This is a genomic window from Massilia sp. CMS3.1 (assembly GCF_051262535.1).
Classification (GTDB): Bacteria; Pseudomonadota; Gammaproteobacteria; order Burkholderiales; family Burkholderiaceae_D; genus Telluria.
This window is the reverse complement of the sequence record NZ_JBIMES010000004.1, coordinates 337994-354842: the sequence shown is the minus strand read 5'-3', so window position 1 is coordinate 354842 and position 16849 is coordinate 337994. Positions and strand designations below refer to the sequence as shown.

Annotated in this window: 15 protein-coding genes; 11 read left to right on the top strand and 4 right to left on the bottom strand. The window is 63.7% G+C overall.

Going from position 1 to position 16849, the window contains the following annotated elements:
• Nucleotides 1-7: 7 nt before the first annotated feature.
• Together ftsA and ftsZ are read left to right on the top strand one after the other, a co-directional pair.
• Nucleotides 8-1240 carry a cell division protein FtsA gene (gene ftsA, locus ACHAC9_RS09300; protein WP_435759371.1) on the top strand — a complete coding sequence of 411 codons (1233 nt, stop codon included), beginning with the start codon at nucleotides 8-10 and terminating at the stop codon, nucleotides 1238-1240.
• A gap of 135 nt (nucleotides 1241-1375) precedes the next feature.
• Nucleotides 1376-2575: a cell division protein FtsZ gene (ftsZ, locus tag ACHAC9_RS09295; protein WP_435759369.1), complete on the top strand. Its 1200-nt coding sequence runs from the start codon at nucleotides 1376-1378 to the stop codon at nucleotides 2573-2575.
• A 71-nt stretch (nucleotides 2576-2646) separates the two neighbouring features.
• Here ftsZ and ACHAC9_RS09290 read toward each other — a convergent pair whose 3' ends face one another.
• The gene (locus ACHAC9_RS09290; RefSeq protein ID WP_435759367.1) at nucleotides 2647-3966 is read right to left on the bottom strand and encodes a class I SAM-dependent methyltransferase; all 1320 of its coding nucleotides are present in this window, start codon (nucleotides 3964-3966) and stop codon (nucleotides 2647-2649) included.
• A gap of 123 nt (nucleotides 3967-4089) precedes the next feature.
• Between ACHAC9_RS09290 and ACHAC9_RS09285 the strand changes: the two genes are divergently transcribed.
• From ACHAC9_RS09285 to lpxC, 4 genes are read left to right on the top strand one after another with little or no spacing between them, the layout of a single operon-like run.
• Complete coding sequence (locus ACHAC9_RS09285) at nucleotides 4090-4596, top strand: peroxiredoxin (protein ID WP_435759365.1); 507 nt, start codon at nucleotides 4090-4092, stop codon at nucleotides 4594-4596.
• Nucleotides 4597-4652: 56 nt separating this feature from the next.
• The gene (locus ACHAC9_RS09280; RefSeq protein ID WP_435759363.1) at nucleotides 4653-5099 is read left to right on the top strand and encodes a GNAT family N-acetyltransferase; all 447 of its coding nucleotides are present in this window, start codon (nucleotides 4653-4655) and stop codon (nucleotides 5097-5099) included.
• Nucleotides 5100-5134: 35 nt separating this feature from the next.
• On the top strand, nucleotides 5135-5977 hold the full coding sequence (locus tag ACHAC9_RS09275; protein ID WP_435759474.1) for a DMT family transporter: 843 nt from the start codon (nucleotides 5135-5137) through the stop codon (nucleotides 5975-5977).
• 18 nt (nucleotides 5978-5995) lie between these two features.
• Nucleotides 5996-6931 carry a UDP-3-O-acyl-N-acetylglucosamine deacetylase gene (gene lpxC, locus ACHAC9_RS09270; protein ID WP_435759361.1) on the top strand — a complete coding sequence of 312 codons (936 nt, stop codon included), beginning with the start codon at nucleotides 5996-5998 and terminating at the stop codon, nucleotides 6929-6931.
• Between the two features lie 114 nt (nucleotides 6932-7045).
• On the opposite strand, the gene ACHAC9_RS09265 is transcribed toward lpxC, so the two are convergent.
• Nucleotides 7046-7510: a DciA family protein gene (locus ACHAC9_RS09265; protein ID WP_435759359.1), complete on the bottom strand. Its 465-nt coding sequence runs from the start codon at nucleotides 7508-7510 to the stop codon at nucleotides 7046-7048.
• Between the two features lie 254 nt (nucleotides 7511-7764).
• Between ACHAC9_RS09265 and secA the strand changes: the two genes are divergently transcribed.
• Nucleotides 7765-10545 (top strand): preprotein translocase subunit SecA, encoded by a 2781-nt coding sequence (secA, locus tag ACHAC9_RS09260; protein WP_435759357.1) that lies wholly within the window; start codon nucleotides 7765-7767, stop codon nucleotides 10543-10545.
• A 133-nt stretch (nucleotides 10546-10678) separates the two neighbouring features.
• Here secA and ACHAC9_RS09255 read toward each other — a convergent pair whose 3' ends face one another.
• Both ACHAC9_RS09255 and ACHAC9_RS09250 read right to left on the bottom strand, forming a co-directional pair.
• Nucleotides 10679-11701: a peptidoglycan recognition protein family protein gene (locus ACHAC9_RS09255; protein WP_435759355.1), complete on the bottom strand. Its 1023-nt coding sequence runs from the start codon at nucleotides 11699-11701 to the stop codon at nucleotides 10679-10681.
• Nucleotides 11702-11713: 12 nt separating this feature from the next.
• Nucleotides 11714-12448 carry a hypothetical protein gene (locus tag ACHAC9_RS09250; protein ID WP_435759353.1) on the bottom strand — a complete coding sequence of 245 codons (735 nt, stop codon included), beginning with the start codon at nucleotides 12446-12448 and terminating at the stop codon, nucleotides 11714-11716.
• Between the two features lie 289 nt (nucleotides 12449-12737).
• Here ACHAC9_RS09250 and argJ point away from each other — a divergent pair, with 289 nt between their 5' ends.
• The 4 genes from argJ (at nucleotide 12738) to ACHAC9_RS09230 (ending at nucleotide 16732) form a co-directional block, all read left to right on the top strand.
• Nucleotides 12738-13976, top strand: coding sequence for a bifunctional glutamate N-acetyltransferase/amino-acid acetyltransferase ArgJ (argJ, locus tag ACHAC9_RS09245; RefSeq protein WP_435759351.1), 1239 nt, complete (start codon nucleotides 12738-12740; stop codon nucleotides 13974-13976).
• 5 nt (nucleotides 13977-13981) lie between these two features.
• Nucleotides 13982-14869 (top strand): ATP-binding protein, encoded by an 888-nt coding sequence (locus ACHAC9_RS09240; RefSeq protein ID WP_435759349.1) that lies wholly within the window; start codon nucleotides 13982-13984, stop codon nucleotides 14867-14869.
• A gap of 118 nt (nucleotides 14870-14987) precedes the next feature.
• Nucleotides 14988-15398 carry an NUDIX domain-containing protein gene (locus ACHAC9_RS09235; protein WP_435759347.1) on the top strand — a complete coding sequence of 137 codons (411 nt, stop codon included), beginning with the start codon at nucleotides 14988-14990 and terminating at the stop codon, nucleotides 15396-15398.
• Between the two features lie 32 nt (nucleotides 15399-15430).
• Entirely contained in the window at nucleotides 15431-16732 is a 1302-nt protein-coding gene (locus ACHAC9_RS09230; protein ID WP_435759345.1) for a D-amino acid dehydrogenase, read from the top strand.
• Nucleotides 16733-16849 lie beyond the last annotated feature (117 nt).

The following is a 16849-nucleotide window of genomic DNA, read 5'->3' as shown; positions in this document are numbered from 1 at the left end:
GCGAGCAATGACAAAAGACGCGAAAAACCTGATCGTCGGCCTCGACATCGGCACCTCGAAAGTGGTGGCGGTCGTGGCCGAGGTGATGTCCGACGGACGCCACGAGGTCATCGGCCTCGGTCAGCACGAGTCGAAGGGATTGAAGAAGGGCGTTGTGGTGAACATCGAGGCCACCGTCGAATCGATCCAGCGCGCGCTCGAGGAGGCCGAGCTGATGGCCGACTGCAAGATCCGGAATGTCTACGCAGGCATCGCCGGCAGCCATATCCGCTCCTTCAATTCGAGCGGCATGGTCGCGATCAAGGACAAGGAAGTCACCGCCACCGACGTCGCGCGCGTGATCGAGACGGCCAAGGCGGTCAACATCCCGACCGACCAGCAGCTGCTGCATACGGTGCCGCAGGAGTTCATCGTCGACAGCCAGGAGGACGTGCGCGAGCCGATCGGCATGAGCGGCATCCGCCTCGAAGTGAAGGTGCACATCGTCACCGGCGCCGTGTCGGCGGTGCAGAACATCGTCAAGTGCGTGCGCCGCTGCGGCCTCGAAGTGTCGGACCTGATCCTGCAGCCGATGGCCTCGGCCGATGCGGTGCTGACGAACGACGAGAAGGAACTCGGCGTGGTTCTGATCGACATCGGCGGCGGCACCACCGACATCGCGGTGTTTTCCGACGGTGCGATCCGCCACACGGCCGTGATCCCGATCGCGGGCGACCAGATCACCAGCGACATCGCGATGGCATTGCGCACCCCGACCGGCGAAGCCGAAGAAATCAAGCTGCGCTATGGCGTGGCCAAGCAGGTGATGGCCGATCCGGGCGAGACGCTCGAGGTCCCTGGCCTGGGCGACCGCGGTCCGCGTTCGCTCTCGCGCCAGGCGCTGGCCGCCGTCATCGAGCCGCGCGTCGAAGAGCTGTTCGCGATGGTGCACCAGGTGGTGCGCGAGTCCGGCTACGAGGGCGTGCTCTCGTCGGGCATCGTCCTCACCGGCGGCACCTCGATGATGCCGGGGATGATCGAGATGGCGGAAGACATCTTCCTCAAGCCGACCCGATTGGGCACGCCGGACTACCGCGGCCAGCTGGCCGACGTCGTGCGCAGCCCGCGTTACGCGACGGTATTGGGGCTGTTAATGGAAGCGAAAAAGCAGTATTTGCGGGGCCACATCGTCACGCGTCAGGATGGCTCGGTAAAGGCGGTCTGGCAGCGCATGAAGGAATGGTTCCTCGGGAATTTCTAAACAGTAACAAGCGTCTTTGATTCGGTACAAAACACAGTTTTTTTTATAATACTAAGCAGTATCCATGCGCCAGGCCTGATAACCTTGTGAGGTTTGGTGCATGGATATAGCACTTTGAAAATTAGGAGTCACATCATGGATTTCAGTATGGTCGATAACGCAGCACTGGGAACGGTGATCAAGGTCGTCGGTGTCGGTGGTGCAGGCGGCAACGCGGTGCAGCACATGATCAACAAGGGTGTGTCGGGCGTGGAGTTCATCGCCGCGAATACGGATGCCCAAGCGCTTGCGGTGTCGAGTGCGGACAACATCATCCAGATCGGCGAGTCCGGCCTGGGTGCCGGCATGCGTCCGGAAGTCGGCCGCCAGCTGGCCGAACAAACCCGTACCCGCATCGAGGATTCGCTGCGCGGCGCGCACATGGTCTTCATCGCTGCCGGCATGGGCGGCGGCACCGGTACCGGCGCCGCGCCGATCGTGGCCGAAGTGGCCAAGTCGATGGGCGCCTTGACGGTGGCGGTGGTCTCGAAGCCGTTCTCGTACGAAGGCCAGAAGTGCATGGACGTCGCCGAGGCAGGCCTGGAAGAACTGTCGAAGCACGTCGACTCCCTGATCATCATCCTGAACGAAAAGCTGGAAGAGATCTACGAAGACGAATCGATGCTCGACTGGATGAAGCATGCCGACGACGTGCTCAACAACGCCGTGGCCGGTATCGCCGAGATCATCAACGTGCCGGGGCATATCAACGTCGACTTCAACGACGTCAAGACGATCATGAGCGAGCAGGGCAAGGCCATGATGGGCACCGCGACCGCGTCCGGCGTGGACCGCGCGCGCATCGCCGCCGAGCAGGCTGTCGCTTCGCCGCTGCTCGACGGTATCGACCTGTCGGGCGCCAAGGGCGTGCTGGTGAATGTCACCGCCAGCCGTGGCCTGAAGGGTAAGGAGATCAAGGAAGTCATGGCCGCCGTGCGCGCCTTCGCCGCACCGGATGCGTCGATCGCACAGGGCATCGCCTACGACGACGCGATGGGCGACGAGATCCGCGTGACGGTCGTTGCGACCGGCCTCGGTAAAGCCAAGAAGATGCAGCTGGTGCAGCCGCAGCAGGTGCTGCGCACCGGTACCTACAATGCGCCGATGATGGCCGGCACTGCTCAAGTCACCGCCGGCGTGCAGATGGGGCACACAAGCACCGCCGCCGCCGACGTCGGCATGAAGCAGCCGGCCGTGTGGCGCCGCGAGCAGGCATCGGAGCAGGTACAGGCGATGCAGCGCAATGGTGTCGAGACCTACGACATTCCGGCTTTCCTGCGCAAGCAAGCCGACTAAGCTTTAGCGCTTGAATAAAAACCGGGATCGGAGCTTTTGCTCCCGTCCCGGTTTTTTATGTTGCTGCGTTTTCAGCGGCAGATGACGTGGCGCAGAAGCAGGCGTTCGATGGCGTTCAGGAGATCGTACACCGGCGCGAAATCGGCGAACAGTGTCGCATTGTCGGGCAGCGGGCTGCGGCCGGCGAGGCCGGCGCGCACCTGGTTGAAGATCTCCCCGAAAGTGCGCATGCCATCAATGTGGCCGAGCACCTGGCCGGCGTACAGGCCGGCGTCGACCGCCGCCGTCAGGCCCAGGTGCGGGTGGGCCAGGATCGTCAGCGCGCCGTGCTTCGGTTCGAACATTTTTGCCAGCGCCTTCGGGTCGAGCGGCTCATGGAAATAGAAGGGAATGAAGTCGGCCTGTCCGTACAGCGCCTGCGCATCGGCGTCCGGCGTCAGGTACAGGTTGTGGCGGATGATGTCGCCCATTAGCAGCTCGGACATCGCATGGCGCGCCCGTTCGCTCATCGACGGCAGGCGCGCGCGCAACTGGCGCGCCTCGCGTCCCAGCGTCAGTTCTGGCAGGTAGGGAAAGCGCCCGCGGTTCACGTCCGACAGCGCGAGGGTGAAACCGTGGCCGTCGCCCAGCCAGGCGTGGAGTTCCTCGATCGTGTACGCCCGGTCCTGCGTGTGCAGGAGCGAATCGTAAATGCCGGCATCGGTATCGTTGTCTCCATACAGGTCGCCCGCACGGTGGTACCAGTTGCCGTTGGGAAGCGCGTTCAGGACTTCCTTGGCTTGCCTGACCTTGTCCTCTTCGCCGCAGCCTTCGTTGGCGAGGCGCAGTAATTGCTGCATGTGGTACACGCCGGTGCGGCCGATGGCGCCGTATACCATCAGCGCGATCGCACCACGCTCGGCCAGCACGCTCTCGAGCGCGCGCAGGCCGGCGTCCGGATCGGCCAGGTGATGGAGCACGCCGGAGCAGTTGATGTAGTCGAAGCGGCCCAGGTCCAGGTGAGGCAGGTTCAAGATCGAGTCGTTCACCCAGCGGATATTCGTCAGGCGCCGGATCTGGGCGCGCTGCTGCGCCAGCTTGATGCTGGCCATGCTGAGGTCGAGGTGGACGATCTCGGCATTCGTCGCTCGCAGCTGTTCGGCCAGGAAGATGGTCGCGTCGCCGGTGCCGCCGCCGGCTACCAGCACCCGGAAGCCGCGCGTGAAGGTCTGCCTGCCGCCGAAGCAGTAGTGGTTGATCATCGGCAGGTCTTCCAGCCAGGTGCGCTGCAGGCGCCTGTGCTCGTCCAGCGGATTCACGGGAGGGTAGGGCAGCCGTTCGTACTGCGCCTTCACGTCGGGAAGGTAGTTCTGGTTGTTCATCTGGAAGCCGGGCAATGAGGTGCCCGCCATCTTGCAAGCAAATGTTTAAATATGCAAGATGGAGCAGGCAATGGCGTTCTGGCGGGCCTGTGCAGGCCGACCCCGGATCGGGCATACTGGCGAGATTCCAAAACAACACCCGAGGACGACAGCATGACCATCAAGATTGGCGACCGCCTGCCGGAAGGCACCCTGGCTGAATTCATCGAAACCGAAACCGAAGGCTGCGCGCTCGGTCCGAATACCTTCCAGGTCACGGAACTGGCGAAGGGCAAGAAGATCGCCATCTTCGGCCTGCCGGGCGCATTCACGCCGACCTGCTCGGCCAAGCACGTGCCGGGTTATGTCCAGAACGCAGACGCACTGAAGGCCAAGGGCGTCGACGAAATCTGGTGCATCTCGGTGAACGACGCTTTCGTCATGGGCGCCTGGGGCCGCGAACAAAAGTCGACCGGCATCGTGCGCATGATGGCCGACGGGAATGCCGCTTTTTCCAAGGCCCTCGGCCTGGACGCTGACTTCTCGAAGCACGGCATGGGTACGCGCTCGCAGCGCTACTCGATGCTGGTGGAAGACGGCGTCGTCACCCAGCTCAACGTGGAGCAGGCCGGCGGTTTCAACGTTTCGAACGCCGAAACGATGATCGCGCAACTGGGCTGATCGACCGCCTTTGTTTTACCCGACGGCGCCTCGGCGCCGTTTTTTGTCTGTAAGCCATGCATATCGAACTCGAAACCCCCGACCAGCCGCAAGTGGCTGCCCTGCTCGCGCAGCTGCGTGCGCTGCACACCGCGCTGTATCCGGCGTCGCGCCATGCGCCGCTCTCGCTCGCCGCCTTGCAGGAGCCGGACGCGCGCTTCCTCGTCGCACGCGACGACACGGGCCGGGCCGCCGGCTGCATCGCACTCAAACGCCACGCAGGCTATGGCGAGGTCAAATGCATGGTCGTCGACGCGGCTGCGCGCGGGCAGGGCATCGGCGGCGCGCTGCTCGACCAGCTGGCGCTGCACGCGCTGGCGGCCGGGGTCCACGAACTCAAACTGACGACCGGAACCCGCCAGAGCGAGGCGATCGCCTTGTACGAGCGCTTCGGCTTCACCCGCTGCGCGCCATATGCCGGAGCCATCGGCGAGGACGACATCTGCATGGAGAAGCGCCTGTGAGCCCTGCAAGCGGCAACCTGCGCAGCATCTACGCGATGCTGATCGCGGTCTTCATGTTCTCCTTGATGGACACCGCGATGAAGCTGCTCGCGGCGCACTATCCGTCGATGCAGGTCGCGGCCTTGCGCGCACTGTCCTCCTTGCCGCTGGTGTGCGCCTATGTCGCCTGGCGCGGCGGCTTCGGCACCATGCTACAGGTGCGCTGGCCGCTGCATCTGCTGCGCGGCGCGCTGGGTATCGGCATGCTGGCGCTGTTCGCCTTCGGGCTGAAAAAGTTGAGCCTCGCCGAAGCGTATTCGATCTTCTTCATCGCGCCGGCGCTGATCACGGCGATGTCGGTGTTCTTTTTAAAGGAGACCGTCAACCTGGCGCGCTGGATCGCGATCTTCGTGGGCCTCCTTGGCGTGCTGGTCGTGCTGCGCCCCGAAGGCGAGGGCATGCTGACTCTCGGCGGCCTGGCCATCCTCGGTTCGGCCGTCTGCTACGCCATTTCGGCCATCGCCGCGCGGGTCCAGGCGCGCACCGATACCACGCGCCAGATGATGTTCTGGCTGATGCTGTTGATGGCGATCGGCGCCACCACGCTTGCCGCGCCGAACTGGGTGGCGCTCGACCCGTCCCACGTCTGGCTGCTGATCGGCCTGGCGATCAGCGGCTTTTTCGGCCAGCTGGCGATCACCGAAGCCTTCAGCCACGGCGAAGCCTCGGTAGTCGCCCCGTTCGAGTATTCGGCCCTGGCATGGGGCGTGGCGATCGACTGGCTGCTGTGGCAGACGCTGCCCGACCAGTACACCCTGATCGGCGCGGCGATCATCATCGGCAGCGGTATCTATTTGATTCGGCACGAAAAAGTGCATGCCGAGGCAGAGCATCCCTGAGGCAGATATAATCGATCCATGCTCAAACAACGAACCATCAAAGAACTGGTGCGCACGACCGGCGTCGGGCTGCACTCGGGCCGCAAGGTCGAACTGACGCTGCGCCCGGCTGCCGTCGATACCGGCATCGTGTTCCGCCGCGTCGACCTCGATCCGGTGGTCGAATTCCCGTCCAGCGCCGAGGTCGTGGGCGACACGCGCATGGCGTCGGTGCTGATCAAGGGCGACGCGCGCGTCTCGACCGTCGAACACCTGATGTCGGCCTGCGCCGGCCTGGGCATCGACAACCTGTACATCGAAGTCACGGCCGAGGAAATCCCGATCATGGATGGCTCGGCCTCGTCCTTCGTGTTCCTCCTGCAACAGGCCGGTGTGCAGGACCAGGCTGCGCCGAAAAAATTCATTCGCGTGCTGAAGGAAGTCGAAGTGCGCCAGGGCACGGGCAACAGCGAGAAGTGGGCGCGCCTGACACCGCACGACGGCTTCAAGCTCGACTTCTTTATTGAATTCAACCACCCGGCGGTCGACGGCACGATGCAGAACGCCACGGTCGATTTCGCGAAGGTGTCATATGTGCACGACGTGGCGCGCGCGCGCACCTTCGGCTTCATGCAGGACGTGGAAAGCCTGCGCGGCATGGGCCTGGCCCGTGGCGGCTCGCTGGAAAACGCGATCGTGATGGACGAGTACCGCATCCTGAACGCGGACGGCCTGCGCTACGACGACGAGTTCGTGCGCCACAAGATCCTCGATGCGATCGGCGACCTGTACCTGGTCGGGCACCCGCTGCTGGCAGCCTACGAGGCGCACAAATCCGGCCATGCGCTCAACAACGACCTGCTGCGCGCACTGCTGGCGCGGCCAGATGCGTACGAGATCGTGTCGTTTGGTGCGACGGAGACGGCGCCGGCGTCGTATGTGAAGCAGATGCAGCAGGAGTGGGCGCAGACGTAGCGCGTGCGAAAACACCTCCATGGCTGCGTTGATCGTCTCGTCGTACTTGCGTACTGTCTTCGACGATGCGCCTTGCCCTGAAGGTGTTTTCACACGCTCCAGGTAGGCGTCCATCTACCGCCGCTTCGCCGCCAATCGCTTGATCGCCGCCACCAGCGCCGCATTCTGGGGCGTGTCGGGCAAACTGTCTCCCAGTTCCTCGAACGCATCGACCGCCGTCGGCGGCAATTCCAGCACACGCGTCTGCACCTGCGGCGGCATCGCCCGCGTCACCTGCACCTTCAGGCGCAGCGTGGTGATGTGCCAGCCGCGCGCCAGTAAGGTGCTTTGCAACTTGGGCAAGTTCTGCTTCAGGCGTGCTGCGACGGCCGAGCTCGGCACGGCAAGGATCAGCAAGCCGTCCTGGAACGAAAGCACGTCGCAATTGCCCGCAATCGACGGCAGGGCGACCCCGACGTCGCGCTGCAGGTCGGCCATGCGCAGCGCGGTCGGCAACAGGCTCGCCATCCGTTCGTTCGAACGCAGGAAATCCGTGACGTCGAACGAGGTCTTGCGGTTGCGGGTGCCGTAGATGTGCATCGAGCGGGAAGAAAAAAGTGGGCTACAGGGCCGCAACATACCATATGCGCATAGTCGGCGCGGTAAAGTGTCGCAATCGAGCCAATTTGACAACATTCTTTCGAGCACGACACTTGTTATCCTGCCTATCATCCCCAAGTGTGGCCGCATCGCATGATAAAATCACTCGCTTTATGCCACCGTCGGTCTTGAGTAGGTATCGTTTTTGATATCATCCCTGGCTCTTTTTGCGGCGTCTTTTTAAGAAACTTAGCATGTCATTACTGACCCAGATTTTCGGTAGCCGCAACCAGCGGCTGCTCAAGCAATATCAAAAAACCGTGCGTCAGATCAGCGCGCTCGAGCCGCAAATGGAGGCGCTGTCCGACGCCGACCTTCAGGCCAAGACCCCCGAATTCAAGGACCGTGTCGCCAAGGGCGAAACGCTCGACGCCATCCTGCCGGAAGCCTTTGCCGTCTGCCGCGAAGCCGCCAAGCGCGTGTTGAAGATGCGTCACTTCGATGTCCAGATGATCGGCGGCATGGTCCTGCACGAAGGCAAGATCGCCGAGATGGGCACGGGTGAAGGTAAAACCCTGATGGCAACCCTGCCGGTCTACCTGAATGCGCTGTCCGGCAAGGGCGTGCACGTCATTACCGTCAACGATTACCTGGCGCAGCGCGACGCCGACTCGATGGGCCGCCTGTACGGCTGGCTGGGTTTGACGACGGGCGTGAACCTGTCGCAGATGGACCACGACACCAAGCAGAGCGCTTACGGTTCCGATATCACCTACGGTACCAACAACGAATTCGGTTTCGACTACCTGCGCGACAACATGGTCTACGAAGCGCGCGAACGCGTGCAGCGGACCCTGAACTTCGCCGTGGTCGACGAGGTCGACTCGATCCTGATCGACGAGGCGCGTACGCCTTTGATCATCTCCGGCCAGGCCGAGAATCATACCGACCTGTACCACCGCATCAATGAAGTGCCGCCGCAGCTGGTCCAGCAAATTGGCGAAGAAACCTCGGACGGCAAGGGCGTCATCGAAGTCCCGGGCGACTACATCAAGGACGAAAAAGCGCACACCGTGCTGCTGACCGAGGCCGGCCACGAGAACGCCGAGGCCATCCTCACCAAAATGGGCCTGCTGCCGGAAGGCGCGTCCTTGTACGACGCAGCCAACATCACGCTGATCCACCACCTGTACGCGGCGCTGCGCGCCCACGTCCTGTACCACAAGGACCAGCACTACGTGGTGCAGAACAACGAAGTCGTGATCGTCGACGAATTCACCGGCCGCCTGATGACGGGCCGCCGCTGGTCCGACGGCCTGCACCAGGCCGTCGAAGCCAAGGAAGGCGTGCGCATCCAGAACGAGAACCAGACCCTGGCCTCGATCACCTTCCAGAACTACTTCCGCATGTACAGCAAGCTGTCCGGCATGACCGGTACGGCCGACACCGAAGCCTACGAGTTCCAGGAAATCTACGGCCTCGAGACCGTCGTCATCCCGCCGAACCGTCCGTCGCAGCGCAAGGACCGCCAGGACCAGGTGTACAAATCGGCGCAGGAAAAGTACAACGCGATGTTGATGGACATCCAGGATTGCTACGAGCGCGGCCAGCCTGTGCTGGTCGGCACGACTTCGATCGAGAACTCGGAAATGCTCTCCGGTATCCTGACCGGTGCCAGCCTGCCACACAACGTCCTGAACGCCAAGCAGCACGCCAGGGAGGCGGAAATCATCGCCCAGGCGGGCCGTCCGAAGATGATCACGATCGCGACCAACATGGCCGGCCGCGGTACCGACATCGTCCTGGGTGGCAACGTCGAGAAGCAGATCCAGATCATCGAAGCGAATGACACGCTGTCGGAAGCCGAGCAGGCGCATCAATCGCAGCAGCTGCGCGACGAATGGCAATCGCTGCACGACCATGTGGTGGGCGCGGGTGGCCTGCACATCGTCGGTACCGAGCGCCACGAGTCGCGTCGTGTCGACAACCAGCTGCGCGGCCGTTCGGGCCGCCAGGGCGACCCGGGCTCCTCGCGTTTCTATCTGTGCCTGGATGACACGCTGCTGCGCATCTTCGCCGGCGACCGCGTGCGCGCCATCATGGAACGCCTGAAAATGCCGGAAGGCGAGCCGATCGAGGCGGGCATCGTGAGCCGTTCGATCGAGACCGCCCAGCGCAAGGTCGAGGCCCGCAACTTCGACATCAGGAAGCAGCTGCTCGAGTATGACGACGTCGCCAACGACCAGCGCAAGGTGATCTACACCCAGCGTAACGAGTTGCTGGAAGCGGCCGACATCTCGGAACTGATCGCCTCCCTGCGTGCCGGCACCTACACCGACGTGGTGCGCACCCACGTGCCGGCCGAATCGGTCGAAGAGCAGTGGGACATCAAGTCCTTGCAGTCGGTACTGGCTTCGGAATGGGCGCTCGACGTCCCGCTCGAGCAGATGCTGGTCGACGAGCCGAACCTGAACGACGACGACATCCTGGAAAAGGTGCTGGCCGCGGCCGAGGCCTCGTACAGCAGCAAGATCGCTGTCGTCGGCAAGGAATCCTTCGGCGGCTTCGAGCGCAACGTCATGCTGCAAAGCGTCGACACCCACTGGCGCGAACACCTGGCCGCGCTCGACCATCTGCGCCAGGGCATCCACCTGCGCGGTTATGCGCAGAAGAACCCGAAGCAGGAATACAAGCGCGAAGCGTTCGAGCTGTTCGGCAGCATGCTGGACCAGATCAAGAACGAAGTCATTCGCACCGTGATGACGGTTCGCATCCAGTCGCGCGAAGAAGTCGAGGCGGCGGAAGCGGCCATGGCGGCGCAGCATGCGCAGCTGGAGAACATCAACTACCAGCACTCCGACTTCAACCCGTCGGCCGCGCCCGAGGAACTGCTGGCGCCGATCGCCACGCCGTCCTCCACGCCGGTCGCCGCCGAAGACCACAGCACCTACCTGGGTGTGAAGGTCGGCCGCAACGATCCATGCCCTTGCGGCAGCGGCAGGAAGTTCAAGCAGTGTCACGGCAAGCTGGCGTAAGCCTGCGCTCGTAGCATGAGGAGGCGCCCTGCGGGGCGCCTTTTTTTATGTCAGATGGGAGAACAAACCCGTAGGCTTGCTGGCAAAAAAAGCCCGCCAGGCGCAAACCGGGCGGGCTTTCTCACACCGGCAATCACCAGGCCATCTTGCTCCAGGTGTTGTCGCCGACGATGCCGTCCACGCCCAGTCCCTTCGAGCTCTGGAAGCTGCGCACCGCCGTATTCGTGCCGGCCCCAAAAACGCCGTCCACGGTCAGCCCATAGCCGCTTTCATTCAACTGGCTCTGCACCGCACGCACCTTCGCGCCCGAATCGCCCTGCTGGGTGACGACCGTCAGCGCCGGCCAGGTGGCGTTACCGACGATGCCGTCGGCGCCGAGACCGCGCGAGGACTGGAAGTTTTTCACCGCGTTCTGGGTGGCGGTGTCGAAGCTGCCGTTGACGGTGAGCGTGTAGCCCCATTGCTGGAGCAGGTACTGGATCGTGCGCACGCGTTCGCCCGTGTTGCCATACTGGACCAGCGGCCAGGTGAGCGCCGCATCGCTGCCGCCACCGCCACTCGTTCCCCCTGCGACAAGCGTCTTGTAGCGCGGCCAGTCCCAGCCCGAACCCGGATCCGTATGGCTCTGGCTGGCGAAGTTGACGTGGCCTTTGACGTTGTAGACGGAGTCGGACGGCACCGCGTTCCAGCCGCTGCTGCCGTCATACACCTTCTGCGACAGACCGCGCGAAGCGAGGATGTCGCGCGTCAGCGCGGCCGAGGCGTTGTACATGGCGCTGGTGTACCAAGTGGACGGGGCGTTCACATAGCCCTCGTGCTCGATGCCGATCGTGTAGCCGTTCGAGTTACCGACGTGCCAGGCCTTGTCGGTTTCGCGCACCATCTGCGTTACCTGGCCGTCCGAGGAGCGCACCACATAGTGCGCGCTGACGCCGGCCTGACAGTTCTGGAACCACGAGATCGAGCCCGCATACGAGCCTTGCGTGGTGTGGATCGTCACGTGGCTGATCGCCGCCGTGCGCGTCGAGTAGTTGCAGGTCGCTGCCGGGTTCCAGATCGCCGGCGGATAGTCGGTCGAGGCGCTGGCGGGGAGGGCCTGCAGGACAGAAGCGCCCAGGGCCAGGCTCGCGAGCAAGCCATTCATGCTTGTTTTCATGGATCGGTCTCCTTATTTGTTCTTGGCTGGCGCGTCGCTGAAATCGGGTGCCGAGATCTTCGGATCGGGCACGCCGGTCTCGATCGTGATGCGGCGCGCGGACAGCTTTTTCAGCTTGTCCTTGCCGTAGACTTTTTCCATCTCCACATGGCGCTGGTTGATTTTGTAGCCGCTGTCTTCGCGTCCCTGGCGGATCGCGGTCAGGATTTCATAGGTGTAGATCTGGGCGATCTCGGGCTGCGGGATGCCGGAAAGGCGCGCCACGGCGCCTTCCCAGTCCTCGAGCGGGAAGTGTTTGGTCTTGCGCGCGCCATACTGGGAGAGCAGGGCGGCGGCGGCGCGGATATTGCTGCGCGCGTCAGTAATGACGACATCGGGCGAGACCCGGATCAGGGCCGCTCCCTGCGTCAGGGAGCTGCCGAACCAGGTGTCGTTGCGCAGGCCCATGATGCCGTAGCTGGGCGGCATGCCGTGGTGCGGATCGGGATCGATTTCGATCTGCGGCTCGCCATTCTTTTTCAGTTGACCCTTCGGCACGTGCGAGGTCCAGCGGGTTTCGGCATAGGCGATCGATTCGAGCAGTTCGACCGGCACGTCGAACTCCTTGGACGCTTCCTGGAAGTATTGCTTGTAGAGCTTGGCGGACGCCGTCAGCTGGCGCGGCTGGCCATCGGCAAACACGGCGGGCGCGGCTGCGAGGCCGGCGCAGAGCGCGGCAAGCAGCCGCACTTTCATGGTGAACTTCATTTTCCGTCTCCTGATTTTTGATTTTCTAAGCCCGTGGAGGCCACAGGCACGCACCAGGCGACAGCCCGAACGAACGCCGCGCCAAGCCCGATCGAGTATAGGTATGTTGCTCTCGCGCACGATTGCACTGATGTATTTTATTGACGCTTCAAACGCGTAGTTGACAAAATACACATTCCAGACGTAAACGAAACCGGAGCATGGGAGGGCGCATGGCCGCCAGCGCCGCGCACCGCGTCCCGCGCGCGCAGTACAATATCGGATTCGAAATTTTTCCACTGAGACCACCATGGCCGTGAATTCCCCCCTGCCCGTCGCCGCCGACCTGAAACCGGTCGCCGGCATCGAGATCGGCTTTGCCCAAGCCGGCATCAAGAAGCCCAACCGCAAGGACGTGCTGGTGATGCGCCTGACTGACGGCGCCACCGTCGCCGGCGTGTTCACCCTGAATCGCTTCTGCGCGGCGCCCGTGCAGGTCAGCAAGGCCAACCTGGCAGCCGTCCAGAACGGCGGCAAGCCGATTCGCGCGCTGGTGGTCAACACCGGCAATGCGAACGCCGGTACCGGCGAACCGGGCCTGGCCAGTGCGCAGGCCACCTGCGCCGAAGTGGCGAAATTGTTGGGGTGCGACGCGCAGCAGGTGCTGCCGTTTTCGACCGGGGTCATCCTCGAGCCGCTGCCGGTGGCGAAAATCGTCGCCGGCCTGCCGGCTGCGGTGGCCAATCTCACCGCGGACAACTGGTTCAATGCCGCCGAAGCGATCATGACCACCGACACCCAGCCGAAGGCCGCCTCGCGTACCGTGACGATCGGCGGCCACACGGTCACCATGACCGGCATCAGCAAGGGCGCCGGCATGATCAAGCCGAACATGGCGACCATGCTCGGCTACCTGGCGTTCGACGCGAAAGTGGCGCAGCCGGTGCTCGACGAACTGGTGAAGTACGCCGCCGACCGCTCGTTCAACAGCATCACGATCGATGGCGATACCTCGACCAACGACTCCTTCATGCTGATCGCTACCGGCGCAGGCAGCCTGGTCGTGAATGAAGCGAGCGGACCTGATTACGAAGCCTTGAAGGAAGCGGTCACCGATATCTCGCGCAACCTGGCGCAGCAGATCATCCGCGACGGCGAAGGCGCGACCAAGTTCATCACCATCACGGTGGAAGAGGGCAATACGCTGGAGGAGTGCCGAAAGATCGCCTATGCGATTGCCCACTCGCCGCTGGTCAAGACCGCCTTCTTCGCCTCCGACCCGAACCTGGGCCGCATCCTGGCGGCTGTCGGTTACGCCGGCGTCGACGACCTCGACGTCACCAAGCTCGACCTGTACCTGGACGACGTCTGGGTCGCAAAAGCGGGTGGACGCAATCCGGGCTACCAGGAAGCGGACGGCCAGCGCGTGATGAAGCAGGCCGAGATCCTGGTGCGCGTGACCCTCGGACGCGGCGACGCCAGCGCCACCGTGTGGACTTGCGACCTGTCGCATGACTACGTGACCATCAACGCCGACTACCGCTCGTAACTCGCATGACGCCGCTCGAACAGTTCCTGCACCGCGCCGAAGGCTTGCTGGCACGGGTCGAGGCGGTGCTGCCGCCGGCGCCGCGCGAGCCCGACTTCAAACGCGCATTCGCCTTCCGCTGGCGCCGGCGCGCCACGGGCGGCGGCTGTTATCTGCAGCCCGTGCTGCACGCGTCGACCATCCGCTTCGAGGACTTGCAGCATGTGGAGGCGCAAAAAGCGCAGATCGAGCAGAACACGCGCCAGTTCGTGGCACGCCGGCCGGCGAACAACGTCCTGCTCACCGGCGCGCGCGGTACCGGTAAATCGTCCCTGATCAAGGCTTGCCTGAACGGCTTTGCCGACCAGGGCCTGCGCCTGATCGAGGTCGACAAGGCCGATCTGGCCGATCTGCCCGACATCGTCGACCTGGTGGCGGCGCGCCCCGAGCGTTTCGTCATCTTTTGCGATGACCTCTCGTTCGAGGAAGGAGAAGCCGGCTACAAGGCGCTGAAGGTGGCTCTGGATGGCAGCATCGCGACCCAGTCGGACAATGTGCTGATCTACGCGACCTCGAACCGGCGCCACCTGATGCCCGAGAAAATGTCGGACAACACGGGCTACGGCCACGGCGACGATGGCGAGCTGCATCCGGGTGAAGCGGTGGAGGAAAAGATTTCGCTGTCGGAGCGCTTCGGGTTGTGGCTGTCGTTCTATCCGTTCCGGCAGGACGATTACCTCGGGATCGTAGCGCACTGGCTGGCCAGTTTTGGCTGTACGCCTGAACAGATCGAGGCGGCGCGCGGCGCGGCGCTGCAATGGGCCTTGGCGCGCGGCTCGCGCTCGGGCCGCGTCGCTTGGCAGTTTGCGAAAGACTACGCCGGCAAGCTCGCCGACGCGGCTGATCGGGCGTAAGCGTTCTCCATTCATCCAGGTTATTCCACTCCTCCTTTTTGTACCGCCCACAGCATCGGCAGGCATGCCCTGCGCATCAGCCTAGCGTACAATATCGGATTTTCCGGACGGACCCGCCATGCAGGAAGTGACAGCCCGGCCGATCGATGTGGCGGTCGGCATCTTGATGCGCCCGAACGGCGACGTGCTGCTCGGCCAGCGTCCGGCGGGCAAACCCTATGCAGGCTACTGGGAATTCCCCGGCGGTAAAGTCGAGGCGGGCGAGGATATCTTTGCCGCCCTCCAGCGCGAATTCGTCGAGGAACTGGGCATCGGGATCGTCAGTGGCGAACCCTGGTGCTGCGTCGAACACGTCTACGAGCACGCCCATGTGCGGCTCCATTTTTATATCAGCCGCGACTGGCGCGGCGAACCGCAAAGCCTGGAAGGCCAGGCCTTTGCGTGGCAAGGGACAGTCGGCCTTATCCCGCTGCTGCCCGCCACCATCCCCCTGCTCGCGTGGCTCGATCAGCTGCGCTATGCGGGGTAAAAAGCAGTCAACCAATCTGTTGAAGGATCCCTGTGAAAATCATCGTCTTGGGTAGTGGTGTCATCGGCACCACCACGGCGTATTACCTGGCCCAGGCCGGGCACGACGTCACCGTCATCGACCGCCAGCCGGCCGCCGGCATGGAAACGAGTTATGGCAACGCAGGCGAGATCTCGCCCGGCTATGCGTCCCCGTGGGCCGGTCCCGGCGTGCCGATGAAGGCCGTCAAATGGCTGTCGATGCAGCACAGCCCCCTGGTCGTGCGTCCGAAACTCGATCCTGTTCAATGGCGCTGGATGCTCCAGATGCTGGCCAACTGCAATCACAAGAGCTACGCCATCAACAAGGGCCGCATGGTGCGCCTGGCCGAGTACAGCCGCGACGTGCTGGTGCAACTGCGCGCCGACACCGGCATCGCCTACGACGAACGCAGCCAGGGTACCCTGCAGCTGTTCCGCACCCAGAAGCAGCTCGATGGCGCGGCGACCGACATCGCCGTGCTGCAGCAGTATGGCGTGCCGTATAAAGTGCTGGACCCGGCCGGCTGCGAGGCGTATGAGCCGGCGCTGGCCAAGGTCCGCGGCAAGTTCGTCGGCGGCCTGCTGCTGCCGAACGACGAGACCGGCGACTGCTTCAAGTTCACCCAGTCGCTGGCGAAAATGGCGCAGGAGCTGGGCGTGAAATTCCGCCACGGCGTCGAGATCAAACGCCTCTCGATCGAAGGCGACCGCGTCACCGGCGTCGTGACCTCGCAGGGCGAGCTGAAAGCCGATTCCTTCGTGCTGGCGCTGGGCAGCTATTCGCCGCTGATCCTGAAGCAGATCGGCATCCATATTCCGGTCTATCCGGTGAAGGGCTATTCGATCACGGTGCCGATCACGGACGCCGCCGGCGCGCCGGAGTCGACCGTGATGGACGAGACCTTCAAGGTGGCGATCACGCGCCTCGGCGACCGCATCCGCGTTGGCGGCACCGCCGAGATCGCCGGCTACGACCTGAGCCTGCACAAGGCGCGCCGCGACACGCTGGAACACTCGGTGACCGACCTGTTCCCGCAGGGCGGCGACGTGTCGAAGGCCGAGTTCTGGTGCGGCCTGCGTCCGATGACGCCGGACGGCACGCCGGTCGTCGGCCCGACCCCGTACCGCAACCTGTTCCTGAACACGGGACACGGCACCCTGGGCTGGACCATGGCCTGCGGCTCGGGGCGTGTGCTGGCCGATATGGTATCGGGGCGCCAGCCGGAGATCGGGCTGGAAGGGCTGTTCATGGACCGCTACGGCCGCCGCAACAAGCCGGTGCTGGTGCCTGGCGGGATCAGCGTAACGGCGTAACGAAGCACGTCATTCTTCTTAGGGGGGCCGGGCGGCGAACCGCTCTCGAGCCCACGCGGTACCACGGGTAATAGTCGAAACGTGTCGGCGGGATGCCAAATCAATGATCCACTTCCG